This is a genomic window from Bradyrhizobium sp. 18BD, assembly GCF_054185225.1.
In genome coordinates, this window is the sequence record NZ_JAVAYL010000002.1 from 52,037 (window position 1) to 77,615 (window position 25,579).

The following is a 25,579-nucleotide window of genomic DNA, read 5'->3' on the forward strand; positions in this document are numbered from 1 at the left end:
GTGCGCGCGCTGGTCCTGGCGGCGCTCGCCGCCGGCCTTTGCCGCGCGGGTGTCGGTTGCGCGTCCGCCGAAGAGGCGTTCGTCACCAACCAGCTCAGCGACGATCTGATGGTCGTGGATCTCGCCTCCGCGCGTAGCGTTGCGACCATCCCGATCGGCGGCAAGCCGGCGGGCGTCGCCGTCAGCGCGGACGGGCGCTTTGCCTATGTGACGAGCCCCGATGCCAAGGCGGTGACGGTGGTGGACGCCGCCACGCGCCAGGTCGCCGGCCGCATTGAGGTCGGCGGCGGACCGCTCGGCATTGCCGTCGCACCCGACGGCAAGACGGTTTATGTCGCGGACTGGTATGCTGCGGCGGTGCGGGTGATCGACACGGCGAGCCGCAGCGTCACCGCCAGCATCGCGGTCGGTGCTTCACCCTCGGGGCTTGCGGTGACGCCTGACGGCAAGCTGCTGCTGTCGGCGGACCGCGACGACGACAGCGTGTCGGTGGTGGACACCGCGACGCGCGAGCAAAAGGCGGTCATCAAGGTCGGCACCCGACCGTTCGGCGTCACCATCGATGCCGAGGGCAAGCGCGCCTACACCGCCAATGTCGGGTCCAACGACGTCTCGGTGATCGACATCGCTGCTGGCAACGAGATCGGTCGCGTGCCGGTCGGGATGCGCCCCTATGCGGTGGCGCTGACGCTGGGGCGCGGCTTCGTCACCGACCAATATGGCGGCACCGTCAGCGTGTTCGACCTGGCGACACTGAAGCCGGTCAAGCGCATCAATGTCGGCGACTATCCCGAAGGCATCAACGCCACCGCCGACGGCAAGCGCGTCATCGTCGCCTGCTGGGAGAGCAACACGCTCGATATCATCGATGCCGCCGAGCTGAAGGTGATCGGCGAGGTCAAGACCGGCGACGGCCCGCGCGCGTTCGGCGCGTTCCTGCGCAAGACTGAGTAGGGCTGTTTTGTAGCCCGCATGAGCGCAGCGATATGCGGGAAAGAGTTCTCCTTAACCCCCGGGCTTCCCGGATATCGCTGCGCTCATCCGGGCTACGGCACCGCGCATCGAACCGGATGTCGCTCTGAGCCGACAGATGCTATCCGGGATTGACCGTGCCGGACGTGCGGCGGGGCGTGGAGATATTTTGAATGAATAGCAAATGGGTTGAGCTTGCGGTGTCGTGGTTGCCATTCCTGGTGCTGATCGGGCTGTGGTTCTGGTTCTCCCGGCGGGCCGGCATGCAGGCGCGTGCCAAGTCGGGTGTGAGCTTGATCGAGCTCTACGAGCAGCAGGTCGTCGAGACCCGGCGGATGAACGGCTATCTGGAGCGGATCGCGCTGTCGATGGAGAAGCACGAGCCGCCGCGCGACGGTGTGTAGCAGCGTAGGTAGCCAGCGGACTGCGGTCTCTGCGCAGCCGCGGGCTAATCCGCCTTACGGCACCTTCGACGCGGCGAAGTCCCGCAGCTTCATGAAAAAGTCCTTCAGGATCGGGTTGCGATCCACATAGGTCACGTAGCGGATCGGATGGCGCCGGCGATCGACGCTCCATGTCATCTGTTCGTTAAGAACCGGGGCGGGGATGATGACGCTCGGTGCCCATGCGGGATTGAGCAGCCAGCCGACCGGCGCCATGTCCCAGATCTCCTTGGCCCAGCCCATGTGATCCCCGGAATACTCCTTGAACCTCTGAGCAAGGAAGGCGCCGATGCTGCCGTGGGGTTCGACGTAGCGCTCGATCTCCGGCACCGTGCTGTGAAGGCGCGAGGTCACGCCTCTGCACGGCACCAGGACGAGCGGGACGCCGCTGTCGAGCAGCACCTGCGCGCCGCCGACGTCCTGCTTGAGGTTGAATTCGATAGTGTCGGGCCACTCCAGGGCATGGCCGCCAAGCCAGACCACCACGATGCGATCGATGATGTCGGGCGCTCTGAGAAGTGCCGAGGCGACGTTGCTGATGGCGCCGATGGCGATGACGTAGAGCGGATTGTCCGGCGAGCCCGCGCGCGCCCGGGCGACGAGGTCGTCGACGGCGGGAGCGGTTCGTGCCGTCTTGCCGGGGCCGACATAATCAGTGACGCCGCGATGAACCAGGCCATCTGGCGCAACGTTCAGGCGCTCCAGCAGGCGCAGGATTTCCTGATAGCTCAGCTCCATGCCGTGGCCGGGACTGTCGGCGCGCGCATTGAAGAACGGCGCGGCGTAGATCGCCTCGACGTCAAAACGCTCCGGCGACAGCAGCATCTGCACCAGCGCGAATTGGTCGTCGATCTCGTTATAGGTGTCGGTGTCGAGCACGACACGCACCTTGCCGGCCGGCGGGGTGAGGAGTTTGAGGCGGGCTGCGTCCGTGAGTGTCATCACCGTCTCCTTGAGGGGGTGATTGTGTATCAGGCTTTTGCCGGCGTCAGGCAGATCGTATCCGCGATCTCATCCATCTGCGCGAACATGTAATCGGGCGCAAGCGCCCGCAGCGCCGCCGGGGCCGCGTAGCCCCAACTGACTGCGCCGCAGGCAATGCCCACGGCCCGTGCCGCCTCGATGTCGCGGACCTCGTCACCGATCGCAATGACCTTGCTCGCCTCGACGCCCGCGCGCCGGATCACCCGGCGGAATTTCGCGGGCTTGCCGAACAATGATGCTGCGCAGTCGAAATGCGCGAACAGCGCGGCGGCCTCGCCAAGCTTCTCGCGTGCATTGGCCTCGCTGTCGGAGGTGACCAGCGCGAGCTGCACACCGTTTTCGGCAAGCGTCCGCAGCATCGCCTCGACGCCCGCAAACAGCGAAATCTCCGCCGCCGCCTCACCCTTCAGCCGCCGCGCATGCCGCGCGATCGCCGGCAGCTTCCACAAGGGCACCTCGAGCCGAGAGAGGATTTCGCGCGTCGACGCATGCCGCAGCCCCTCGACATCCTCATCGGCGACGCGGCGAAAGCCGAAGCGATCGGCAACGTCGTTGATGGTGCGCAGGAACCACGGAAAGCTGTCGGCGAGCGTGCCGTCGAGATCGAAGATGGCGAGGGAATAGGGCATGGAGGAGGAAAAAGTGCGAGCGTCGGACCTGATGGCGATGCGCTGAAAGATGCTCTCGAAGATGCTATATTGAATATCCCCAGAGGTGACAGATGTCGGAGCTACTGGCAAGGATTACGATCGACCCCCTGCGTATGCATGGGCGCCCCTGCGTTCGCGATCTGCGCATCACGGTTGCCGACGTCCTGGGGCTGTTGTCTGCGAGACAGTCGCGGGAGAGCATCCTCGAGGATTATCCATATCTGGAAGCGGCTGACATCGACGCGGTGCTCGCCTTTGCCGCTCGTCAGGTCGATCACCCGATCATAGCGGCTAAGTAGCTTGCCGCGGGGCGAGGCGGTCATCGAATTCGTCGGCAGCTAGCGGCGCTCACCGCAATTTGCGCACGTGAACATTGATGTCGAGATCGATGTTCTTGATGCAGGTCTGTGTCGTCCGATGCGAGCCGCCCTCGTGCCAGCGGCCGTCGCGTGCCCGGGCGCTGCCGACGTTGGCCAGCTTCAGGCATCGCCATTGTGGCAGCGGCCCGCTGCTCTCGCCGGCAAATTGCCAGGCCAGCACGGCTTCCTCACCGCTCTTGTCGGTGCCGATGATATGCGGGCAAAGCTCGCGATGTCGGCCCTCGTAGACGCAGGTCACCTGCTGTCCGGCAAGGATAGCGTTGCGGAAGAGTGTGTAGGTTCGGCTGGGCATCGCTCCCTCCAGATCGCCTCATCTGGCCTTGTCGAACGCGTAAGTGTAGAGGTGCGGGACTGGAAGGGAAACCATGCCGATCAATGACACCCAGCTCAGCAAGTTTCTGAGCCTCATCTTGCGTCATCAGCCGGACGCGATCGGGCTCGTGCTGGATTCGCAAGGCTGGGCCGGCGTCGACGACTTGGTCGCCAAGGCAAATGCTGCCGGCACAAGGTTTGGCCGTGACGATCTGCTGCGGGTTGTCGCAGAGAGCGACAAGAAGCGCTTCTCACTGTCACCCGACGCTGATCGCATTCGCGCTGCGCAAGGCCATTCCGTCTCGGTTGAACTTGGCCTGGCGGCGCAGGAGCCACCGTCAATCCTGTATCACGGCACGGCGACACGGTTCGTCGAGGCGATCCTGTCCGAGGGCCTGAAGCCGCAGGCGCGCCAGCAGGTGCACCTGTCCTCCGACGAGGCGACGGCGCAGCGCGTCGGTCAGCGCCACGGCAAGCCGCACATCTTCAAGGTCGATGCCGGCGGCATGCATGCCAGGGGCTTCACATTCTTTCGCGCAGACAATGGCGTGTGGCTGACCGACCATGTGCCGCCGGAGTTTTTGGCGTAGCTTACACCGCTAGGATTTCCAGACGGTCTCCTCGGTCCAGCCGAGCTCGGCGAACTCGGCCGCCCGGAGCGGCGCTTCGCCTTCTGCGAAGAACTCGTCGAGTTGCGGCGGCGCGACGGCCGTCTCGGAGAGCATGGCATGCGCCTGCCCGCGATGATGGATCTGGTGCTGGAACAGATGCATGAGCAGCCGGTCGCACCGCTCGGTCTGCACGCGCGTATCGCGGTTGATCTTCACGACGTCATCGAGCCGCGCAGGTGTCAGGGCGTCGCAGATGGCGATCAGGCGCTGGTCCATCGCGGCTTGCGCAGGTTTTAGCGCGGCGAGGGCAGGAAAGGGCACCTCGTTCTTCCAGGCCGCCGGTCCGAGCCAGCCACCCTCGAGTGCATCGATGTAGAAGAGGTCGATGATGTAGATGTGGTTCAGCGTACGTTGCAGGCTTGGAAAGAAGCCGGTGCGGTGGGCGTCGAATTCCGACTGGGATAGCGCGGCGCAGGCGGAGAGCAGGCGATGGTTCGCCCAGGCATTGTTGTGGGCGAAGGCGCGATAGGTTTGGACGAGTCCTGCGGACATGTCGGTCCTTTCCCGGGTCCTGCGTGGTTCGTCGGGCGAGCATGACGAAGCCTAGCCCACCGGTCTTACGAAGGGCAGTGGCGGATGACGCTTCGCTAAATCCGCCCTACGGCCAAAGCCGTTACTCCGCCGCCTCGCTCGTGCTCCGCCGCTTCGGCTTCCTTGCCTTCTTCAGCACCGGCTCCAAAAACCTGCCGGTGTAGCTCCGCGGCGCTTTCGCGATATCTTCCGGCGGGCCCCAGGCGACGATCTCGCCGCCGCCGTCGCCGCCTTCGGGGCCGAGGTCGATGACCCAGTCGGCGGTCTTGATGACTTCGAGATTGTGCTCGATGACCACGACCGTGTTGCCTTGCGCGACCAGCTCGTGCAGCACTTCCAGCAGCTTCTTGACGTCGTGGAAGTGCAGGCCGGTGGTCGGCTCGTCCAGGATGTAGAGCGTGCGGCCGGTGGCGCGCTTGGACAGCTCTTTTGCCAGTTTGACGCGTTGCGCCTCACCGCCCGAGAGAGTTGTCGCCTGCTGGCCGACGTGAATGTAGTCGAGCCCGACGCGGTGCAGGGTCTGAAAAGTCTCGCGCACGCGCGGGACCGCCTTGAAGAACTCGGCGGCTTCCTCGACGGTCATGTCGAGCACGTCGGCGATGCTCTTGCCCTTGAACAGGACTTCGAGCGTCTCGCGGTTGTAGCGCTTGCCCTTGCAGACGTCGCAGGTGACGTAGACGTCGGGCAGGAAATGCATCTCGATCTTGATGACGCCGTCGCCCTGGCAGGCCTCGCAGCGGCCGCCCTTGACGTTGAAGGAGAAGCGGCCCGGTTCGTAGCCGCGCGCCTTGGCTTCGGGGAGCCCTGCGAACCACTCGCGGATCGGCGTGAAGGCGCCGGTATAGGTCGCAGGGTTGGAGCGCGGGGTGCGGCCGATCGGCGACTGGTCGATGTCGATGATCTTGTCGATATGCTCCAAGCCCTCGATGCGGTCGTGCGGGGCTGCGCCTTCGCTGGCGCCGTTGAGCTTGCGCGCGATGGCCTTGTAGAGCGTATCGATCAGCAGCGTCGACTTGCCGCCGCCGGAGACGCCGGTGACGGCCGTGAACAGGCCGAGCGGAATTTCCGCCGTGACGTTCTTGAGGTTATTGCCGCGCGCGTTGACCACCTTGATGGTGCGGCGATGGTTCGGCGGACGCCGCTCCGGCACCTCGACCTCGAGCTCGCCGGTGAGGTATTTGCCGGTCAGCGATTTCGGGTTGCGCATGATCTCGGCGGGCGTGCCTTCGGCGACGATGTGGCCGCCATGCATGCCGGCGCCGGGGCCGATGTCGAGCACGTAGTCGGCGAGGCGAATGGCGTCCTCGTCATGCTCGACCACGACCACGGTGTTGCCGAGATCGCGCAGGCGCTTCAGCGTATCGAGCAGGCGCGCATTGTCGCGCTGGTGCAGGCCGATCGAGGGCTCGTCCAGCACGTAGAGCACACCCGTCAGGCCCGAGCCGATCTGCGAGGCGAGGCGGATGCGCTGACTCTCGCCGCCGGACAGGGTGCCGGAGGAGCGCGAGAGCGTGAGGTAATTCAAGCCGACGTCGAGCAGGAAGGTGAGGCGCTCGCGGATCTCCTTCAGGATCCGCCCCGCAATCTCGTTCTGCTGCGCGTTCAGCGCGTCGGGCACGGTCTCGAACCATTCGCCGGCCTTCCGGACCGACAGCTCCGAGATCTCGCCGATGTGCTTGCTGCCGACCTTGACGCAGAGCGCTTCGGGCTTGAGGCGGAAACCGTTGCAGGCGCCGCAGGGCACATCGTGGAAATACTTCGCCAGCTCCTCACGCGCCCACTCGCTTTCGGTCTCGCGATAGCGGCGGTTGATGTTGGTGATGACGCCCTCGAACGGCTTCTTGGTGTCGTAGGAGCGCACCCCGTCCTCGTAGGAGAACTTGATCTCGTCATCGCCGGAGCCATGGAGGATCGCGTTCTGCGTCTTCTTCGGCAGATCCTTCCACTTGGTGGTCAGTGTGAACTTGTAGTGCTTGCCGAGCGCCGTCAGCGTCTGCGTGTAATAGGGCGACGACGACTTGGCCCAGGGCGCGATCGCGCCCTTGCCGATCGCGAGCTCCTTGTCGGGGATGACGAGGTCTTCGTCGACATGCTGCTCGACGCCGAGGCCGCCGCAGGCGGGGCAGGCGCCGTAGGGATTGTTGAACGAGAACAGGCGCGGCTCGACCTCGGGGATGGTGAAGCCGGAGACGGGGCAGGCGAACTTTTCCGAGAACAGGATGCGCTCGGGCCCGCTCTTGTCGTGGATTTTTGCGGTCTTCTTTTTCTCCTTCTCTTCCGCGGGCGCGGCCGCCGGTGCGTCGGCGAACTCGACCACGGCGAGGCCCTCGGCGAGCTTCAGCGCGGTCTCAAAGCTTTCGGCGAGGCGCTGGCCGATATCGGCGCGCACCACGATGCGATCGACGACGACGTCGATGTCATGCGGGAATTTCTTGTCGAGCGTCGGCGCTTCCGCAAGCTCGTAGAAGGTGCCGTCGATCTTGACGCGCTGAAAGCCCTTCTTGAGCCATTCGGCCAGCTCCTTGCGGTACTCGCCCTTGCGGCCGCGCACGACGGGGGCGAGCAGATAGAGGCGGGTGCCCTCAGGCAGCGCCAGCACGCGGTCGACCATCTGCGAGACGGTCTGGCTTTCGATCGGCAGGCCCGTGGCGGGCGAATAGGGCACGCCGACGCGCGCCCAGAGCAGGCGCATGTAATCGTAGATCTCGGTGACGGTGCCGACGGTGGAGCGCGGGTTCTTCGAGGTCGTCTTCTGCTCGATCGAGATCGCCGGCGAGAGGCCGTCGATCTGGTCCACGTCGGGCTTCTGCATCATCTCGAGGAACTGGCGCGCATAGGCCGAGAGCGACTCGACGTAGCGGCGCTGCCCTTCCGCGTAGATGGTGTCGAAGGCGAGCGAGGATTTGCCGGAGCCGGAGAGGCCGGTGAACACCACGAGCTTGTCGCGGGGAATCTCGACGTCGATGTTCTTGAGGTTGTGCTCGCGCGCGCCACGGATCGTAATTGCGCGCAGGCTCGAGCCCGCGTTCTGCTGTTGGCGCTTCGCCTTGATCACTTCATCCATCCGGGTTGCCCTCAAGGAATCCCAAAAGCGCGCGATCGCGCCAACGTAAAGGCACGCTTCGCCCGGAACCGGGATCGGCGCCAATGGGGTTGGCAGCGAACGTAGGAAGAACGGAGGCGGATTTCCAGTGGGACTTGCGAATCGTCAACGGTTTGTTGGCGCGTTGGCGGCATCTGGCAGCAGGGGGGCGCGGAACAGGCCGGGAAAGCGCGAGCAAAACGCAAAGGGCCGGCGCGAGGCCGGCCCTTCGTTCGCGGTTGGATGCGGAGTTGGGGCGATCCGCACCGATCAGGACTTACCGATCAGGACTTGGAGGTTCCTGCGAGAAACTCTTGCTTCGGTATTCTTGCTCAGAATTTCGCGACGACCGGGTTGCCCCAGCGGTAATTGATGCGGATCAGGCCCATGTCGATGTCCTGACCGATCCGCTCGGTGTGCGCGGCCAGGCCGCCAACCAGCGTGGCGAAGTCTGCGCTGTGATGGCCGAGGAAGACGTGATTGTACTCGCCGCCGACTGACCAGTTGTGGGCAAAGCCCCATTCCATGCCGATGCCGATGGTGTAGCCCCAGCGAGTCTGGTTGACGCTGTTGAAGGTCGGCACGGCGCCCGGAATGAACTGGTCATATTTGTCGTGGGCCACGGCTGCACCGGCCTTGCCGTAAAGCAAGAGGCTGTTGACGGCATAGCCCATCTGACAGGTGAGCAGGCCGAAGCTGTCGATCTTGGTCTGGTTGGACAGTGGTGCCAGCACCAGACTGACATTGCTGCCTTTGAAGTCGGCCCAGTTGCCCTGGCCCTCGAGGCCGAACACCCAGTGCGACTTCTGCCAGCGATAGCCGAGCTGTCCGCCGACCGTGCCGCCGCCGGCGTTGTGGCAGCCTTCGCCGAGCGCCGGATCGACCGCGACGCCAATCGCGCTGGTCACCGCCCAGCAGGCATGGGCCCAACCGCCGCCGCCATTGAGGCCGGCATAGACGCCGCTCCAGTCGTAGACGGCGATCGGCGCCACAGGCGCCTTGTAGAGCGGAAGATCAGCGGCACCGGCGGGTACAGCCGCGCCGAGTGCGAACGAGCCGACAGTGGCCAGCGCCCAGGTTTTCATGTCACGTCCCAAACTCATCAAGCCAATTCGCGCGGGCGATTTGCGCCCTACGATTCCTTGACGGCTCGGCGCGGTGTCCCGCGAAAACAAAAAGGCCGGCGCGAGGCCGGCCTTTCGTGACGATGTGACGTCGGTAGGCGAGGCGAAGCTCAGTACTTCGCCACCACCGGGCCACCGAAGGTGTAGTTCAGGCGGACGGTGCCCATATCCACATCCTGCTTGATGCTGTCGGCGCGGAAGGGGGCGCCAAGCACCGTGAAGCTGTCGGTGTGCTTGCCCATGAAAAGGTGGTCGTATTCGACGGCAACCGACCAATTCGGTGCGAAGCCGAATTCGATGCCGGTGCCGACGGCGCCGCCCCAACGGGTTTCGCTCGCGTCGCCGAACGTGACGCCAAGCAGGGTGCCGCTGAACTTGTTGTGGGTGACGGCCGCGCCGCCCTTCACGTACCAGAGCACGTTATTCCAGGCGTAGCCCACCTGACCGGTGAAGAGGCCGAGTGCGTCGATCTTGGTGGTGTTCACCAGCGGGGAGAAAGCGGCGGGCGAGCTGGTGTTCGAGCCCTTCAGGTCAGCCCAATCGCCCTGGGCTTCGACGCCGAACACCCAGTTGGTGGACTGCCAGCGATAGCCGATCTGGCCGCCGACGATGGCGCCGGTCGCATTGTGGCAACCCTCAGCCGTGACGGGAACGGCCACGCCAAACGCAGAGGTCGTATCCCAGCAATTGTGGCTCGAGCCGCCGCCGGCGTTGGCGCCGATGTAGAAGCCGGTCCAGTTGTAGACCGAGGCGACAGCCACGGGAGCCTTGGTGTAGGGGCGGGCCGCCAGATCGGCCGCCGAGGCCGGTGCCAACGTGCTGAGTGCGAACAGGCTGGCCGAAGCCAGCAAAACCTTCTTCATTATCGATTCCCCAGTTTCGATTCTCGTTGTGGCCTTCCGGACGGCGGAAGAGCAGCGGACTCCAATGACCCAACTGATGTCATTGCCTTACACTACTAAAGCCAAAAGTTGTGTCACCCGGGTGCCACATCTGGCCGAAAATGCTGGTGAGCGGGTCGGGCGCCAAAAACAAAAAGGCCGGCGCGAGGCCGGCCTTTCGTGACGATGTGACGTCGGTCGTGAGACGAAGCTCAGTACTTCGCGACGATCGGGCCGCCGAAGTGATAGTTCACGCCGACCTGCACGGTGTGGAAGTTGAGCGTGCCGGAAGCGAGCGGAACGCCGAGATTCGAGAAGTAGTTCTCGCTGCCGAGGCTGCGATAGAGGTACTCGCCCTTAACCGACCACTGCGGCGCGAAGAACGCCTCGACGCCAGCGCCGACGGTCCAGCCGGAGTGCCACTTGCTGTCGGAGAGGGTCACGCCGAGCGCGCTGACGCTGATCTTGTTGTCGATCCAGGCATAACCGCCCGTGCCGTAGAACAGGATGTTGTTGACGGCATAGCCGATGCGGCCGCGGACGGTGCCGAGCGCGTCGGTCTTCGAGGCGACGGTGATGCCGAGTGCAGTCGCCGAGGCGTTGACGTCAGCCCACGAGCCATCAGCCTCGACGCCGAACACGACGTTGCCGGTCTGCCAGTTGTAGCCGCCGGTGCCGCCGACGAACCCGCCCTGCATGCGCGGGCTGTTCGCATCTTCCCAGGCACCGCCACCGACGATACCGAGGTAGAAGCCGGTCCAGTTGTAGACCGAAGCCACTGCCACCGGAGCCTTGGTGTAGGGGCGAGCCGCAAGGTCGGCAGCCGACGCGGCACCGGTGAGGGCGAGCAGACAGGCCGAAGCCAAGAAAATCTTCTTCATATTCAACAAATCCCAGTCCCAGTTTCTATTTTGACTTCCGTGCGTCGGAAGCAGGATCGGACATCGTGGTCCAACTGACGTCGTGCTTACACCAGCAAAGCCGCAAGTTGTGTGCCCAAAGAGCAACAGCAGTCACAAAACGTAATAATAGCTGACCCATTGTACCGAATTGGGAACGCCAAGCAAAAGGCCGGCGCGAAGCCGGCCTTTTTAATCCTAGCGATATCAGCGGGATATCAGTATCTGGCGATGGCTGGACCACCCCATCGATAGTTCACACGGATCAGGCCGATATCGACGTCCTGACCGATGCGCTCTGAGCGTGTGGCGGCGCCGAGCGGGGCGATCAGGAAGTTGCCGGAACCGCTGAAGCCGATGGTGCGGTTGCCGAGAAAGAGGTGATCGTACTCGATGCCGACCGTCCAGTTCGGTGCGAATCCGAACTCGACGCCGGCGCCCACGGTGCCGCCCCAGCGGGTCTCGTTGGCGCGGTCGAATTCGAGGCCGGTGACGGTGTCGTAGCTCCGGTAGCGGTCACTCACCACTGCGCCGCCGCCCTTCACGTAGAGCAGGACGTTGTTCCAGGCGTAGCCGACCTGACCGGTGAACAAACCGAACGCGTTGATCTTGGACCGATCGCGAAGGCCCGTACCGAACAACGTCGTGCTGACATTGTCGCCGGAGAAATCGGCCCAGTTGCCCTGGCCTTCGAGGCCGAACACCCAATTGGCAGACTGCCAGCGATAGCCGACCTGGCCGCCGACCGTGCCGCCGGTGGCGTTGTGGCAACCTTCGCCGAGCAGAGTGCCGGTGACGGGCGTGACGAAGTCCCAGCACTTGTGGCTGGAGCCGCCGCCGCCGTTGATGCCGATGTAAAAACCGCTCCAGTCGTAGATCGTGGCGATCACCGGAGCCGGAGCCTTGGTGTAGGGACGCGCAGCGAGATCTGCTGCGCTTGCAGGAGCCGAAAGGCCCAACGCCACTGCACCGATTGCACCAAACAAAATCTTATTCATTGCAGTCTCCCCAGTTTCAGTCCGCTTCTTGTTGTCCCCGAAGCGGCTAATCAGGCGCGACGCCCATATGAACTCAATTCCAAAGTCGAGCGTAGCTTGGCGGGGAGGCAGAGTCCGTCTCCGAAAAGCAACAGTTCGGCGACATCTGAGTTGGGTCTAACTTGATGAATGTTAAGCGCTTTTCTGTGCGCACGGGAACCCGGAAAGGTTCCATGTGGCGCCAGGCTTTTTGCCACATGTTCCCGGTTTCAAGCCCAAGCCACGGACGATCGAAGTTGCAGGAACAAATCTGGAACAAACCTGAGGTCGATGCTATATGTGGGGATAACCTGAGGGGTGACGGGCTGAGCAGCCCTCGCAAGCGTATAGGGTCGCCTCAACAGGGCGGCAGAGCATCGCGGTGCGGGCTCGGCCTTTTGAAATTCAGTGGCATTCGGAGTGGAGAGCGGCGATGGCGGGAAGCGTCAACAAGGTCATTCTGGTTGGAAATCTCGGCAAGGATCCCGAAATCCGCCGCACCCAGGACGGGCGGCCGATCGCGAATTTGAGCATCGCGACCTCGGAGACCTGGCGCGACAAGAACAGCGGCGAGCGCAAGGAAAAGACCGAGTGGCATCGCGTCGTGATCTTCAATGAAGGGCTCTGCAAGGTCGCCGAGCAGTACCTGAAGAAGGGCGCCAAGGTTTACATCGAGGGCGCGCTCCAGACCCGCAAATGGACCGACCAGAGCGGCGTCGAGAAGTACTCCACCGAGGTCGTGCTGCAGGGCTTCAACTCGACCCTGACGATGCTCGACGGTCGCGGCGGCGGGGGAGGCGGCAGCTTCGGCGATGAATCCGGCGGCGATTTCGGCTCCTCCGGTCCGGTCAGCAGCGCGCCGCGCCGTGCCGTGGCCGCTGGCGGCGGTGGCCGCAACAACGACATGGACGACGACATCCCGTTCTGAGGCCAGGCCTTCTACGGGGTGGGACGATCAGGCGCGGGTCCGGACAGGAAGCGGCCCGCGCGGCTTTCGAGCATCTGGACCAGGACCGGATCCATGAACTCGTAGTCGTCCGGAATGTCGAGGCAGATGACCCGCTTGCCGTTCAGGCTGGAGCGGAATTTCCGGTTCAGCTTGTTCCGGTGGGTCTTCTCCATGACGAAGATGATGTCGGCCCATTCGACCTGTTCGGTGGACAGCAGCACGTCCGCATGGTTCGAGATGCCCGCGGAGTCGGTCTCGATCCCCGGCCAGGTCGAAAACACGTGTTCGGCGGTGGGGCTGCGGAGGCGGTTGGCGCTGCAGACGAACAGGACGTTGGTCATTTCACCGCTCCAGGAGAACGATCGGGGACAGCCCGATCGATCCGGCGGTAGATCGCGCCGGATTCTGGTTACATACACGCCTTCTCCTCGCTGACGAAAATGAGCCGGGGGATGCGTTTCGTCCCCGGGCTCTCTGCTCGCGTGAGGCGACAAGATTTCTTGCCAATTGCCGGGCTAAGCTCGGTTTTTCCGGGCTGGCCTCATGTGCTGCCTCAAGCCTTTGACGGGCTGCCATGTGAATGGTATTAACTTCATGTTAATCCTATTCACATGGCCGATTCCCGACCGGAGGACGCGCCACATGAGCCTTGCGCCATTGTTTGACGCCGCTCCGGCGATCCCGCTGCACGCCTTCGCGGCGATGGCGGCGTTCGTGCTCGGCATCGTCCAGTTCGCCGCCCCCAAGGGCACGCTGCCGCACCGGACGGTCGGCTGGATCTGGGTCGTGCTGATGGTCGCGGTGGCCGCGTCGTCCTTCTGGATCCACCAGATCCGCCTGGTCGGTCCGTTCAGCCCGATCCACCTGCTATCGATCTTCACGCTGGTCATGCTGCCGCTCGCGGTGTGGCGGGCACACACCCACCGCGTCGCCGATCACCGGCGCATCATGATCATGACGTTCATCGGCGCGCTGGTGGTGGCGGGCTTATTCACGCTGGTGCCCGGACGCATCATGCACCGGGTGATTTTCGGGGCGTAAGCAGCGGTTCCGCACTACCCGTTGCGGCCCCGCTCCGGGCGATGCCGGGAAGGGCGTAAGTCTCTGGAAAAACAGTCGGAAAAAGCGCTTCCCAGGACCTCGCAAGGGTGGTTATCAGGGGGCCGATGCGCTATATGATTCCCAGATAAAACTTCATCGGATTCCCCTTGGCTGACGACGACAACAAGCCCGGCGACCAGCCGGCGCAACCCTCGGACATTCGCCCCGTCTCGATCTACGAGGAGATGAAGAAGTCCTATCTCGATTACGCCATGAGCGTGATCGTGTCGCGCGCGCTGCCCGATGCGCGCGACGGGTTGAAGCCGGTGCATCGCCGCATCCTCTACGCGATGAACAATCGCGGCGACACGCCGGACAAGAAGCACAAGAAGTCCGCCGGTGCCGTCGGTGAGGTCATGGGTAAGTACCATCCCCATGGCGACCAGGCGATCTACGACGCGTTGGTGCGCATGGCGCAGGACTTCTCGATGCGCGCGCCCCTGATCGACGGACAGGGCAATTTCGGCTCGGTCGACGGCGATCCGCCCGCGGCGATGCGCTACACCGAATCCCGCCTGACCAAGATCGCACTGAAGCTGCTTGAGGACATCGACGACGACACGGTCGATTTCCAGGACAACTATGACGGCTCCGAGCGCGAGCCGGTGGTTCTGCCTGCGCGGTTCCCGAACCTGCTGGTCAACGGCGCCGGCGGCATCGCGGTCGGCATGGCCACCAACATCCCGCCGCACAATCTCGGCGAGGTGATCGACGCCTGCGTCGCGCTGATCGACAACCCGTCGCTGACCATCGACGAGCTCAACAACATCATCCCGGGCCCGGATTTCCCGACCGGCGGCATCATTCTCGGACGCGCGGGCATCCGCAGCGCCTATCATCTCGGCCGCGGCTCCATCGTGATGCGCGGCAAGGTCGAGTTCGAGACGGTCCGCAAGGAGCGCGAGGCGATCGTCATCACCGAGATCCCGTATCAGGTGAACAAGGCGACGATGGTCGAGCGCATCGCCGAGCTCTACAAGGAAAAGAAGATCGAGGGCATCTCGGACCTGCGCGACGAATCCGACCGCGACGGCTACCGCGTGGTCGTCGAGCTCAAGCGCGATGCCGTGCCCGACGTGGTGCTCAACCAGCTCTACAAATTCACGCCGCTGCAGACCTCTTTCGGCGTCAACGCCGTCGCGCTCGACTCGGGCCGTCCGCAGACGATGAACCTGAAGGACATGCTGACGATCTTCGTCGGCTTCCGCGAGCAGGTCGTTACCCGCCGCACCAAGTACAAGCTGCGCAAGGCGCGCGAACGCGCGCATGAGCAGGTTGGCCTTGCGATTGCGGTCGCCAATATCGACGAGATCATTCGCGTGATCAGGCATTCGCCGACCCCGGCCGCCGCGCGCGAAACCCTGATGACGCGCGACTGGCCGGCCCGCGACGTCGAGGACATCATCACGCTGATCGATGATCCGCGCCATCGCATCAACGAAGACGGCACCATCCGTCTGTCGCTGGAGCAGGCGAGGGCGATCCTCGAGCTGCGGCTGGCGCGCCTCACCGCGCTCGGCCGCGACGAGATCGGCGAAGAGCTGGCAAAGCTCGCCGGCGAGATCGGCGACTATCTCGATATCCTGCGCTCGCGCGCCCGCATCCTCGACATCATCAAGACCGAGCTGGCCGAGGTGAAGGCCGAGTTCGCCACCCCGCGCAAAACCGTGATCATGGAGCAGGAAGGCGAGGTCGAGGACGAGGACCTGATCCAGCGCGAGGACATGGTCGTCACCGTTTCCCATGCCGGCTACGTCAAGCGCGTGCCGCTGTCGGCCTACCGGGCGCAGCGCCGCGGCGGCAAGGGCCGCTCCGGCATGCAGACCCGCGACGAAGACTTTGTCAGCCGCCTGTTCGTGGCCTCCACGCATACACCGGTGCTGTTCTTCTCGTCACGCGGCCAGGTCTACAAGGAAAAGGTCTGGCGGCTGCCGATGGCCGCGCCGAATGCGCGCGGCAAGGCGCTGATCAACATCCTGCCGCTGGAGCAGGGCGAGCGCATCACCACCATCATGCCGCTGCCTGAGGATGAATCCACCTGGGCCCAGCTCGACGTGATGTTCGCCACGACAGGCGGCAACGTCCGGCGCAACAAGCTGTCCGACTTCGTCGACGTCCGCCGCTCCGGCATCATCGCCATGAAGCTCGACGAGGGCGAGGCGATCGTCGACGTGCAGATCTGCACCGAGCGTGACGACGTGCTGCTGACCGGCGCCGGCGGCCAGTGCATCCGCTTCCCGGTCCCCGACGTGCGCGTGTTCACCGGGCGCACCTCGATGGGCGTGCGCGGCATTGCGCTCGGCGAGGGCGACAAGGTGATCTCGCTGGCGATCCTGCGCCATGTCGAGACCACATCCGATGAGCGCTCGGCCTATCTGAAGATGCGCCGCGCGGTCGCCGGCGAGGCTGCAACCGAGGAAGCCCCGGCGGATGCCGAGCCGGAGGAGACCTCCGGCAGCTTCCAGCTTCCGCAGGAGCGCTACGTCGAGATGTCGGCCGCCGAGCAGGTGGTGCTGACCGTCTCCGTCAACGGCTATGGCAAGCGGACCTCGTCCTACGAGTACCGCACCACGGGCCGCGGCGGCAAAGGCATCGTCGCCATGAGCGTCAACAACCGCAACGGCAATCTGGTCGCGTCCTTCCCGGTGGAAGACGCCGACCAGATCATGCTGGTGACCGACAAGGGCCAGCTGATCCGCTGCCCGGTCGAAGGCATTCGCATCGCCGGCCGGTCGACGCAGGGCGTGATCGTGTTCGACACCGCCGAGGATGAGCACGTGGTGTCGGTCGAGCACATCACGGAAGAGGCCGAGAGCGGCAATGGGGCGAATACGGAGACGAACGGAGAGTAACGCGTAGCCCCGTAGCCCGGATGGAGCGAAGCGAAATCCGGGTTCTTGCCAAGCTTCGATAGTCCCGGATTACGCTTCGCTCCATCCGGGCTACGCAGTTGCGCTAGATCTCCAGCTCCGTGCCGAACTCCACGACCTGCTTGGTCGGCACGCCGAAGAACGCGGCGGAGCGTTCGGCATTGCGCTGGAGGAAGGCGAACAGGCCTTCGCGCCAGACCCACATGCCCGGGACGTCCTCGCGCGGGATGATGGTCTCGCGGCCGACGTAATAGGTGATGTCGGAGAGATCGATGCCGGGCAGCTTGCCCTGGCGACAGGCGAGCGTCAGTCCCTCATAGATCGTCGGGTTCTGCATGAAGCCGTAATGCAGAACCACGCGGGTGATGCCGGATATGATCTCGATCACCTCGGCGCGGGCCTCGTCGGAGACGTGCGGCACCTCCTCGATCAGCACGGTGACGAGCACGATGCGTTCGTGCAGGACGTGGTTGTGCTTGACGAATTGCGTCAGCGCCAGCGGTACGCCGTTCGGCGCCGAGGCGAGGAATACGGCCGTGCCCGGCAGCCTGGCGCTGCACTTGTTCACCGCCGTCTCGATCAGATCCTCCTCGGGCTGGCGCAGGCGGCCGCGCGCGGCCTCGACCAGTTTCACACCGCCGCGCCAAGTCAGCATCAGGAAGGCGACGAGTGCGGCGAGCAGCAGCGGAAACCAGCCGCCCTCGAACAGCTTGATCGAATTGGCGGAGAAGAAGATCAGGTCGATGATGAAGAAGAAGCCGTTCACGGCCACCACGAGCCACGGCGAATAGCCCCACTGGATCGCGACCAGGGCCGCGAGCAGCGTGGTGATCGCCATCAGCAGCGACACCGCGATGCCGTAGGCGCCGGCGAGCGCCTCCGAGGTGCCGAAGCTCAGGACGGCGCCGAGCGTGGCAGCGGCGAGCAGCCAGTTCACCAGCGGCACATAGATCTGGCCGATCGCATCGCTGGTGGTGTGGCGGATCTGCATGCGCGGCAGGAAGCCGAGTTGGATCGATTGCTGGGTCAGCGAGAACACGCCGGAGATGATCGCCTGCGAGGCGATCACGGTCGCGACCGTCGAGAAGGCGACCAGCGGATAGTGCAGAAAGTCGGGGCAGAGCTGGAAGAACGGGTTCTCGATCATCGTGGGATCGGTGATTAGGAGCGCGGCCTGGCCGAAATAGTTCAACACCAGCGCGGGCAGGCAGATCGCGAACCAGGCGAGCCGGATCGGCAGGCGGCCGAAATGCCCCATGTCGGCATACATGGCTTCGCCGCCGGTCACCGCGAGGAAGGCGGCGCCGAGGATGGCGAAGGAGATGTGGAAGTCCTGGTGGATCAGGAAGTCGAAGGCATAGAATGGGCTGAGCGCGGCCAGCACCGCCGGCGCCTTGACGATGCCGTGGATGCCGAGCGCGGCGAGCACGACGAACCAGGCCAGCATCACCGGTCCGAAGATGCGGCCGATGAAACCAGCGCCCTGCTTCTGCATCATGAACAGGCCGATCAGGATGGCGACGGTGACGGGCACCACGACCGGCGCGAGCGAGGGCGCGTCGACCTTGAGACCTTCGATGGCTGACAGCACCGAGATCGCCGGCGTGATCGCGCCGTCGCCGTAAAGCAGCGCGGCGCCGACGAGACCGACGACGAGCAGATGCGCCCGCCAGGTGCCGGGCTGGGCGTGACGGGCATGCAGCAGCGCCAGCAGCGCGACGATGCCGCCTTCGCCGCGGTTGTCGGCTCGCAGGATCAGCAGCGCGTATTTCAGCGAGATGATCAGCAGCAGCGCCCAGAGGATCAGCGAGGCAACGCCCAGGACAGCGTCGTGACTGAGGGTGCCGCCATGGGCAGCCGCCTTGGCGGCTTCTTTCAGGGCGTAGAGGGGGCTGGTGCCGATATCGCCATAGACCACCCCGAGGGCGCCCATGGTCATGGCAAGCGGCAGAGGGTCAGGGTGGTGATGACCGGAAGCGACTGCGGGCGTACTGGACAATGTCGACCCCCCGATGGGATCGCGCCCGACGGGCCATTCCGACGAGCGCGAGCATCAGACAGTCTGCGACGAGACGTCGCAAATATCCATGAAATTTATATCTGGAAGCTTCTCTGACACGAAGCTGACAGCAGCAACTACGGCGTGCGGTCGGCGGTCACGAGGCGAGCCTCGCGGATGTTGGCCTTGGTGCCGGCCTGGCGCAGGCAGGAGGCTTCGAAGTTCGGCCAGGCCTGCTGCGAGCAATCCTTGCCGATGGTGCGGATATCGAGGCGGTCGCTCTTGGCGAGCGGCTGCGGAACGCTCGCTTCGACGGTCGGAGCGAAACCGGGAAGGACGGTGAGGGCGGCGGCAACAAACGCAGCGACAGTGATGGCCGAGAAGGTCTTGATCATTGACGGTCCCCTGTGATGCGGCCGCTAGCGCCTAGTGTGCGGCCCGTCATTCGTTGGGTGAATTACTAACCATGACCAGTTTCCGGACGTCTTCGCGGGCGGCGGAAATGGTTTCGTTCGCGGTCCGTTTTGTTTCGTGGGCCCCTTCAGGACGAAACAAACGGCCGGCTGCCGACATGAGCGGCGGCACAATTTGCGGGAAACGGGCAGGAAACCAGCAGGAAACCAGCGGGAAAACGGGCAAGGAACCTGTCCGGCTTGCCGGGCCGGGCCGGGCGCGGTAGGACGGGGCCATGCCGCGCATTGCCTTCTACCCAGGTTCCTTCGACCCCATCACCAACGGCCATCTGGACGTGGTCCGGAGCAGCGCCCCGCTGTGCGACCGGCTGGTGGTCGCGGTCGGGATCCATCCCGGCAAGAAGCCGCTGTTCTCGACCGAGGAGCGGCTCAAGATGCTTCATGACGTCTGCGGGCCGGTGGCGGCCCAGGGCGGCTGCACGCTCGAGGCTGTGACCTACGACGATCTCGCGGTCACCGCGGCGCGCAAGTACGGCGCGACCATCATGATTCGGGGGCTGCGCGACGGCACCGACCTCGACTACGAGATGCAGCTCGCCGGGATGAACGGCACCATGGCGCCCGAAGTGCAAACCGTCTTCCTGCCGGCCTCTCCATTGGTCCGCCCGATTACCGGCACATTGGTGCGCCAGATCGCCGGCATGGGCGGAGACATCTCGGCCTTCGTACCGCCGCTCGTTGCATCCCAGCTCAAGGCAAAATTCGCCGGATAACGGCGCGCTTTTTCATCTCACCTGATCCGGAGTTTCCATGATCCGTCGTCTCGCAATTCTTGCCACGATGTTCGTCGCGCTCGTGGCTGTTCCCTTGGGCGTGGTCCCGGCAATGGCGCAGCAACTGCCCGCGAACCTCGACAAGGCCAACGCGCTCGTCATCGACACCACCAAGGGCCGCATCGTCATCAAGCTGCGCACCGATCTGGCGCCGCAGCACGCCGAGCGCCTCAAGCAGCTCGCGCGCGAGGGTTATTATAACAACGTGCCGTTCCACCGCGTGATGGACGGCTTCATGGCGCAGACCGGTGACGGCGAGAAATTCAACGGCACCGGCGGCTCGAAATATCCGAACCTGAAGCAGGAATTCTCCAAGGTGCATTTCGCACGCGGCATCGTCGGCATGGCCCGGCGCGGCGACAGCGTCGACACCGCCAACTCGCAGTTCTTCATCATGTTCGCCGACGGCGGCAGCCTCGATGGCCAGTACACCGTGATCGGCGAGGTCGTGCAGGGCATGGACGTGGTCGACAAGCTGAAGAAGGCACCGGCCGGCTCGCCGAGCGGCACCGTCACCGATCCCGACAAGATGGTGAAGGTGCAGGTCGCTTCCGACATCAAATAAGACAGGGGCGGACGATGGCGCACTGCGGCAACATGCTCGGGCTGGCTGCTGCGGTGGTGCTGCTCGGCACCATCGGCGCGGCTGCCGAGGACGCCAAGGTCGACACCATCGCGGACATTTCCCGGCATCTGCAAACCTGCTGGAAACCGCCGCCGGCCAGCAAGGCTCACCCACTCGACATCACCGTCATCGTGAGCTTTAACCGGGCCGGCAACATTTTGGGCCATCCGCGCATTTCCTATGAGTCCGCGGATGCCTCCGACGAAGACAGGCTGCAATACCGCATCGCGGTGATGGAGACATTGCAACGCTGCACGCCGTTGCCATTTACCGATGCAATGGCCGGCGCGGCCGCGGGGCGTCCATTCGCAATCCCGATCCGCAGCAGGCGGAAGACTTCACCTCCAACACAAGAGAGACGAGCATGAGCGTCACCGAAAACACCCTGATCCTCGAAACCACGCAGGGCCCCGTCACCATCGAGATGCGTCCTGACCTCGCGCCCGGCCATGTCGCGCGCATCAAGGAGCTGGTTCGTGAAGGCTTCTACGACGGCATCGTGTTCCACCGCGTGATCGAGGGCTTCATGGCGCAGACCGGCTGCCCGCACGGCACCGGCACCGGCGGCTCCGGCAAGAAGCTGAAGGCCGAGTTCAACAAGGAGCCGCATGTGCGCGGCACCACCTCGATGGCCCGCGCGGCGAGCCCGGATTCCGGCGACAGCCAGTTCTTCATCTGCTTTGACGACGCCCGCTTCCTCGACAACCAGTACACGGTCTGGGGCAAGGTCACCGAGGGCATGGAGAACGTCGACAAGATCAAGCGCGGCGAGCCGGTGCAGAACCCCGACAAGATCGTCAAGGCGCGGATGGCTGCCGACAAGGAGTAAGCTCCTCAGTCCAGGGGCGCGCATTGGCGCGCCCCTGGTGGTAAGTCATGAATGCGCACCGACCTCTTCGATTTCGACCTGCCGCCCGAGCGCATCGCCTTGCGCCCCGCGCATCCGCGCGACTCCGCCAGGATGCTCGTCGTGGAGAACGGGTCATTCCGCGACCAGACCATCGCCGACCTCGCACAATGGCTGAAGGCGGGCGACCAGCTCGTCGTCAACGACACCAAGGTGATCGCGGCCCAGCTGAAAGGCCGCCGCATCGGTCGCGAGACCGAGCCGAAGATCGAGGCGACGCTGATCAAGCGGCTCGACGGCTCGCGCTGGCAGGCGCTGGTGAAGCCGGCGAAAAAGCTGGTCGCCGGCGATCGCATCCGCTTCGGCAACGAAGGCAAGGTCTGCCTGCTCGGCCATCTCGACGCCGAGGTCGAAGCCAAGGGGGCTGACGGCGAGGTGACGCTGTCGTTCTCGTTCCACGGCCCCGCGCTCGACCAGGCCATCGCCGATCTCGGCAGCCCGCCGCTGCCGCCCTACATCGCCTCCAAGCGCACGCCTGACGACCAGGACCTCGCGGACTACCAGACCATGTTCGCAGCGAACGAAGGCGCGGTCGCAGCCCCCACCGCGGGCCTGCATTTCACCCCGGCGCTGGAGCAGGCGCTGCAGGCGCGCGGCGTCAGCGTCAACCGCGTCACGCTGCATGTCGGGGCAGGGACGTTTTTGCCGGTGAAGGTTGACGACACCGACGGCCACAAGATGCATGCCGAGTGGGGCACGATCTCGGCCGAGACAGCGGAGCGCCTCAACACCGCGCGGAAAAACGGCGGCCGCATCGTCGCCGTCGGTACGACGTCATTGAGGTTGCTGGAAAGCGCGGCCAGCGAGGACGGCACCATCCAGCCGTTCACGGCCGAGACCTCGATCTTCATCACCCCCGGCTATCGCTTCCGCGCCGTCGATGTGCTGATGACGAATTTTCATTTGCCGAAGTCGACGCTGTTCATGCTAGTGTCGGCCTTTGCGGGCCTGGACACGATGCAGCAGGCCTACGCGCATGCGATCGCGAGCGGCTATCGGTTTTATTCCTATGGCGACGCGTGCCTGCTGTTCCGGGCGCGGGAGTGACCCCCAGGCATCTTTGTGCTATATTGCCGCGTCATTTGCGTAGATCGAGTGGCCCGATGAACATCCGTTCCGCGAAAGTCGATGAGCTTGCCCAGCGCCTCGCCCGCCTGACGGGGGAAGATATCGAGACGGCGCTGGAGCGCGCCATCGAAGAGCGCTTGTCGCGCGTCGTCCCGCCGGTCGCGGACAGAAAGGCCGCCCTGACGACGTTCTTCGAACGAACCGCGAATTTGCCCGTTCTGGATTCCCGATCCTCCGACGAAATCCTCGGCTATGACCGTTTCGGGCTGCCGTCCTGATGGTGCTGGATACATCTGCGATCGTCGCGACCGTAACCAACGAGCCGGATGGGCAACGCTATCGGACCGCCATGCTGGACGCCGACAGCCTGTCGATGTCGGCAGTCGCCGTGCTGGAAACCAGGATCGTTCTCTCTGCTCGCTTCGGGGCGGCGGCTGTCGAGTTTTTCGACGAGTTGTTGGAGACGGCCGGGATCGCCGTTGTGCCGTTTGACGCTGAGATGGCGATAGGTGCGTTCGAGGCATTTCGGCGCTTCGGCAAGGGCGGGGGCCATCCGGCGCAGCTGAACATCGTTGATTGTACGGTCTACGCCTTGGCCAGAACGCGCTCAGAGCCGCTCCTTTTCAAAGGAGCCGATTTTGCCAAGACGGATGTCGTGGCTGCCTTGACCTGATTGCGCGGTCGGCCGCCGTAGGGTGGGCAAAGCGAAGCGTGCCCACGTCTTTCTTGAATGCGCGGTGAGAACGGTGGGCAAGGCGCTTGCGCGCCCTTGCCCACCCTACGACACCGTCCGTTACGCCATCACGCGCTGCGGCAAGAGCTCCGCGATCTGCACCGCGTTCAGCGCCGCGCCCTTGAGCAGCTGATCGGCCGCCACGAACATCGAGATCGAATGGCCGCTGGGGTCGCTAAGGTCCTTGCGGATGCGGCCGACCAGGACGTCGTCCTGGCCCGAGGCGTCGATCGGCATCGGGAAGTAGTTCTTCACGCGATCGTCGACGACCTTCACGCCGGGGGCCTGCGCCATGATGGCGCGGACCTGGTCCTCGGTGATCTCCTTCTCGCATTCGAAGGTGATGGCCTCGCAATGCGCGCGCAGCACCGGTACGCGGACGCAAGTGACGCCGATGGCGATCCTCTCGTCCTCGAAGATCTTGCGGGTCTCCTTGATGACCTTGGTCTCTTCGTCATTGTAGCCGGTTTCGGGGTCGACGGCGGTGTTGTGGTTGAAGAGATTGAAGGCGTAGGGGTGCGGCATCACCTTGGGCGTATAGACCTGCCCGTTGAGATTGGCGCGGGTGGACTCGACGAGCTCCTCCATCGCGGCCGCGCCGGCGCCGCTAGCCGCCTGGTAGGTCGAAATGATCACGCGCTTGATGCGGTTCTTCTGGTGGATCGGCCACAGCGGCACCAGTGCGGTGATCGCGGCGCAGTTCGGGTTGGCGATGATGCCCTTGTGGTCGCGGATGCGGTTGCCGTTGACCTCGGGGATCACCAGCGGCACGTTGGGGTCCATGCGGAAGGCGGAGGAGTTGTCGACCACGACCGCACCGGCCTTGACCGCGATCGGCGCGAACTTCTTCGAGATGCCGCTGCCGGCGGAGAACAGCGCGATGTCGACGCCCTCGAAGGCGCGCTCGGTCAGCTCCTCGATGACGACGTCCTTGCCGCGGAACGACACCGTCTTGCCGGCCGAGCGGGCGCTGGCGAGTGCCTTGAGCTTGCCGACGCGAAAGCCGCGCTTGTCCATGGTGGCGATGAATTCGGCGCCCACCGCACCGGTGACGCCGACAATCGCGACGACGGGATCGTTACTCACTTTGTCCTCCATTGCATTTCAGTTGGGCTGGGATTTAGGCAACAAAAAAGCCCCGGACCTGTAAGGGCGGGGCTTCGGCAGAGCTGATGCGTTTAAGTCGACGACCTACGTGCGCACGCCTCCCCGGGCCCCGAAGGCCGTGGTGGTTTTGGTCGTGCGTTTAGTGGTCGTGAACATGGCGGCGACTTATGCGGGAGAGTCTGGCGCCCGTCAATGGCCTTTCGGCGGGATTGTGGCCGCCAGCCGGGACGTCGTCTCCTTCGCCGTCTAGTTCGTAGTCTACTTCGTCTTGGCGCCGGGCGGCTCCAGGATGACCTCCTTGAGGTCGTCGCCGCTGATCACGACGATCGCGAAGTTCAGCCGTCCGCCTTCGCGCACGAGGCCGCCGCTGATCGCCTTGCCCGAGGCCGCGCGCTCGGCAACATGCACGGCATCCGCGAGGCGGTGTCTGATCGCACCGAGCGCGGCGAGGTTGCTGCGATCCTCGAGATCGAGCTCGCTGAGGGGAAGGGCCGCTTCGCCGCCGACGAGCTCGCCGGTCGTGGCGTTGATGGTGTGGCGCCAGATCCGGTCATTGTGCAGGGTCTTCACCCGGTAGACCGGCACGCCCGAACCTCCGTCGAAGCTCACGTCTGCCGTCGTCGCGCCGGCGTGACGCGCCTCGGCAATCGCCATGGCCTGGCTGATCGAGATCGATGAGCCGCGGAATCGTTCGATCTCGCGGCTGACCGCTTGGCGATCGACCTCGGCGCTCCCATCTGTCTCGTCGTGAAGCGCAGTCGACGTGCCCGCGGTCACGGTCGCCTGTGTCGGCGCTGCGAGGAGCAGCGCGGGCAGGGCGATCGCAAGCAGGTGCCAGGTCCATCGTTTTGCTGTCGTCATGCTCGAAACCCTCGGCCAGCGAGTGTGCCGGATGATGGTAAAGAATTCGCGGCCGGCCTTGGGCATCGGCCGGCCGCGGAACGACGTGACGGGCTGTACCCGCCGCGGCGATCTTAGCGATACGGGCCTCTTTTGGGGCTGGTGAAAAAAGCGGTCCGTATCGCTTAT

At 64.5% G+C, this 25,579-nt stretch carries 28 protein-coding genes; 14 read left to right on the plus strand and 14 right to left on the minus strand.

Translation table 11 applies throughout. From position 1 onward, the window contains the following. Positions 1 to 954 (plus strand): YVTN family beta-propeller repeat protein, encoded by a 954-nt coding sequence (locus tag RAD16_RS03410; RefSeq protein WP_458156471.1) that lies wholly within the window; start codon positions 1 to 3, stop codon positions 952 to 954. Positions 955 to 1,145: 191 nt separating this feature from the next. Then, positions 1,146 to 1,376 carry a hypothetical protein gene (locus tag RAD16_RS03415; protein ID WP_458156472.1) on the plus strand — a complete coding sequence of 77 codons (231 nt, stop codon included), beginning with the start codon at positions 1,146 to 1,148 and terminating at the stop codon, positions 1,374 to 1,376. 54 nt (positions 1,377 to 1,430) lie between these two features. Here the strand turns inward: RAD16_RS03415 and RAD16_RS03420 are convergent, their stop codons facing one another. Both RAD16_RS03420 and RAD16_RS03425 read right to left on the minus strand, forming a co-directional pair. Further along, positions 1,431 to 2,357: a nucleoside hydrolase gene (locus RAD16_RS03420; RefSeq protein ID WP_458156473.1), complete on the minus strand. Its 927-nt coding sequence runs from the start codon at positions 2,355 to 2,357 to the stop codon at positions 1,431 to 1,433. Positions 2,358 to 2,386: 29 nt separating this feature from the next. Beyond that, positions 2,387 to 3,028, minus strand: a complete 642-nt coding sequence (locus RAD16_RS03425; RefSeq protein ID WP_458156474.1) for an HAD-IA family hydrolase — start codon at positions 3,026 to 3,028, stop codon at positions 2,387 to 2,389. Positions 3,029 to 3,120: 92 nt separating this feature from the next. On the opposite strand from RAD16_RS03425, the gene RAD16_RS03430 reads away from it, so the two are divergent. Further along, entirely contained in the window at positions 3,121 to 3,348 is a 228-nt protein-coding gene (locus RAD16_RS03430) for a DUF433 domain-containing protein (RefSeq protein ID WP_458156475.1), read from the plus strand. A gap of 49 nt (positions 3,349 to 3,397) precedes the next feature. Here the strand turns inward: RAD16_RS03430 and RAD16_RS03435 are convergent, their stop codons facing one another. Further along, positions 3,398 to 3,721, minus strand: coding sequence for a hypothetical protein (locus tag RAD16_RS03435; protein WP_458156476.1), 324 nt, complete (start codon positions 3,719 to 3,721; stop codon positions 3,398 to 3,400). A 73-nt stretch (positions 3,722 to 3,794) separates the two neighbouring features. On the opposite strand from RAD16_RS03435, the gene RAD16_RS03440 reads away from it, so the two are divergent. Beyond that, positions 3,795 to 4,331 (plus strand): RNA 2'-phosphotransferase, encoded by a 537-nt coding sequence (locus tag RAD16_RS03440; protein ID WP_458156477.1) that lies wholly within the window; start codon positions 3,795 to 3,797, stop codon positions 4,329 to 4,331. Positions 4,332 to 4,340: 9 nt separating this feature from the next. Here RAD16_RS03440 and RAD16_RS03445 read toward each other — a convergent pair whose 3' ends face one another. The 6 genes from RAD16_RS03445 to RAD16_RS03470 all read right to left on the minus strand — a co-directional run bounded on the left by RAD16_RS03445 (position 4,341) and on the right by RAD16_RS03470 (position 11,927). Then, positions 4,341 to 4,904 carry a DinB family protein gene (locus tag RAD16_RS03445; protein ID WP_458156478.1) on the minus strand — a complete coding sequence of 188 codons (564 nt, stop codon included), beginning with the start codon at positions 4,902 to 4,904 and terminating at the stop codon, positions 4,341 to 4,343. A 121-nt stretch (positions 4,905 to 5,025) separates the two neighbouring features. Next, the gene (gene uvrA / locus RAD16_RS03450; protein WP_458156479.1) at positions 5,026 to 8,007 is read right to left on the minus strand and encodes an excinuclease ABC subunit UvrA; all 2,982 of its coding nucleotides are present in this window, start codon (positions 8,005 to 8,007) and stop codon (positions 5,026 to 5,028) included. Positions 8,008 to 8,357: 350 nt separating this feature from the next. Further along, the gene (locus RAD16_RS03455) at positions 8,358 to 9,110 is read right to left on the minus strand and encodes an outer membrane protein (protein ID WP_458156480.1); all 753 of its coding nucleotides are present in this window, start codon (positions 9,108 to 9,110) and stop codon (positions 8,358 to 8,360) included. Positions 9,111 to 9,259: 149 nt separating this feature from the next. Continuing rightward, positions 9,260 to 10,012, minus strand: a complete 753-nt coding sequence (locus RAD16_RS03460; protein ID WP_458156481.1) for an outer membrane protein — start codon at positions 10,010 to 10,012, stop codon at positions 9,260 to 9,262. Between the two features lie 230 nt (positions 10,013 to 10,242). Next, entirely contained in the window at positions 10,243 to 10,911 is a 669-nt protein-coding gene (locus tag RAD16_RS03465) for an outer membrane protein (RefSeq protein ID WP_458156482.1), read from the minus strand. A gap of 236 nt (positions 10,912 to 11,147) precedes the next feature. Beyond that, positions 11,148 to 11,927 (minus strand): outer membrane protein, encoded by a 780-nt coding sequence (locus RAD16_RS03470; protein ID WP_458156483.1) that lies wholly within the window; start codon positions 11,925 to 11,927, stop codon positions 11,148 to 11,150. Between the two features lie 451 nt (positions 11,928 to 12,378). Between RAD16_RS03470 and RAD16_RS03475 the strand changes: the two genes are divergently transcribed. Then, a complete protein-coding gene (locus tag RAD16_RS03475; protein WP_458156484.1) occupies positions 12,379 to 12,873 on the plus strand; it encodes a single-stranded DNA-binding protein in 495 nt (164 codons plus the stop codon). A gap of 11 nt (positions 12,874 to 12,884) precedes the next feature. On the opposite strand, the gene RAD16_RS03480 is transcribed toward RAD16_RS03475, so the two are convergent. Next, on the minus strand, positions 12,885 to 13,235 hold the full coding sequence (locus RAD16_RS03480) for a low molecular weight protein tyrosine phosphatase family protein (RefSeq protein ID WP_458156485.1): 351 nt from the start codon (positions 13,233 to 13,235) through the stop codon (positions 12,885 to 12,887). A gap of 301 nt (positions 13,236 to 13,536) precedes the next feature. Between RAD16_RS03480 and RAD16_RS03485 the strand changes: the two genes are divergently transcribed. Beyond that, on the plus strand, positions 13,537 to 13,935 hold the full coding sequence (locus RAD16_RS03485; protein WP_458156486.1) for a DUF2306 domain-containing protein: 399 nt from the start codon (positions 13,537 to 13,539) through the stop codon (positions 13,933 to 13,935). Positions 13,936 to 14,102: 167 nt separating this feature from the next. Beyond that, positions 14,103 to 16,847, plus strand: a complete 2,745-nt coding sequence (gene gyrA / locus RAD16_RS03490; RefSeq protein ID WP_458156487.1) for a DNA gyrase subunit A — start codon at positions 14,103 to 14,105, stop codon at positions 16,845 to 16,847. Between the two features lie 103 nt (positions 16,848 to 16,950). On the opposite strand, the gene RAD16_RS03495 is transcribed toward gyrA, so the two are convergent. Next, a complete protein-coding gene (locus RAD16_RS03495) occupies positions 16,951 to 18,804 on the minus strand; it encodes a potassium transporter Kup (protein ID WP_458156488.1) in 1,854 nt (617 codons plus the stop codon). 197 nt (positions 18,805 to 19,001) lie between these two features. Next, entirely contained in the window at positions 19,002 to 19,259 is a 258-nt protein-coding gene (locus tag RAD16_RS03500) for a hypothetical protein (protein WP_458156489.1), read from the minus strand. Positions 19,260 to 19,552: 293 nt separating this feature from the next. Here RAD16_RS03500 and coaD point away from each other — a divergent pair, with 293 nt between their 5' ends. From coaD to RAD16_RS03535, 7 genes are read left to right on the plus strand one after another with little or no spacing between them, the layout of a single operon-like run. Next, positions 19,553 to 20,050, plus strand: coding sequence for a pantetheine-phosphate adenylyltransferase (coaD, locus tag RAD16_RS03505; protein WP_458156490.1), 498 nt, complete (start codon positions 19,553 to 19,555; stop codon positions 20,048 to 20,050). Positions 20,051 to 20,087: 37 nt separating this feature from the next. Continuing rightward, positions 20,088 to 20,675 (plus strand): peptidylprolyl isomerase, encoded by a 588-nt coding sequence (locus RAD16_RS03510; RefSeq protein WP_458156491.1) that lies wholly within the window; start codon positions 20,088 to 20,090, stop codon positions 20,673 to 20,675. Positions 20,676 to 20,689: 14 nt separating this feature from the next. Next, positions 20,690 to 21,103 carry a hypothetical protein gene (locus RAD16_RS03515; RefSeq protein ID WP_458156492.1) on the plus strand — a complete coding sequence of 138 codons (414 nt, stop codon included), beginning with the start codon at positions 20,690 to 20,692 and terminating at the stop codon, positions 21,101 to 21,103. Further along, positions 21,100 to 21,564: a peptidylprolyl isomerase gene (locus RAD16_RS03520; protein ID WP_128951691.1), complete on the plus strand. Its 465-nt coding sequence runs from the start codon at positions 21,100 to 21,102 to the stop codon at positions 21,562 to 21,564. Before RAD16_RS03515 ends, RAD16_RS03520 begins: the two co-directional genes overlap by 4 nt. 51 nt (positions 21,565 to 21,615) lie before the next feature. Then, the gene (queA, locus tag RAD16_RS03525; RefSeq protein ID WP_458156493.1) at positions 21,616 to 22,689 is read left to right on the plus strand and encodes a tRNA preQ1(34) S-adenosylmethionine ribosyltransferase-isomerase QueA; all 1,074 of its coding nucleotides are present in this window, start codon (positions 21,616 to 21,618) and stop codon (positions 22,687 to 22,689) included. A gap of 56 nt (positions 22,690 to 22,745) precedes the next feature. Further along, the gene (locus RAD16_RS03530) at positions 22,746 to 22,988 is read left to right on the plus strand and encodes a type II toxin-antitoxin system VapB family antitoxin (protein ID WP_458156494.1); all 243 of its coding nucleotides are present in this window, start codon (positions 22,746 to 22,748) and stop codon (positions 22,986 to 22,988) included. Then, the gene (locus RAD16_RS03535) at positions 22,988 to 23,383 is read left to right on the plus strand and encodes a type II toxin-antitoxin system VapC family toxin (RefSeq protein ID WP_458156495.1); all 396 of its coding nucleotides are present in this window, start codon (positions 22,988 to 22,990) and stop codon (positions 23,381 to 23,383) included. The genes RAD16_RS03530 and RAD16_RS03535 overlap by 1 nt, the downstream gene beginning before the upstream one ends. 120 nt (positions 23,384 to 23,503) lie before the next feature. On the opposite strand, the gene RAD16_RS03540 is transcribed toward RAD16_RS03535, so the two are convergent. Continuing rightward, positions 23,504 to 24,541, minus strand: coding sequence for an aspartate-semialdehyde dehydrogenase (locus RAD16_RS03540; RefSeq protein ID WP_458156496.1), 1,038 nt, complete (start codon positions 24,539 to 24,541; stop codon positions 23,504 to 23,506). A 267-nt stretch (positions 24,542 to 24,808) separates the two neighbouring features. After that, complete coding sequence (locus RAD16_RS03545) at positions 24,809 to 25,411, minus strand: PepSY domain-containing protein (protein ID WP_458156497.1); 603 nt, start codon at positions 25,409 to 25,411, stop codon at positions 24,809 to 24,811. Between the last annotated feature and the right edge of the window lie 168 nt (positions 25,412 to 25,579).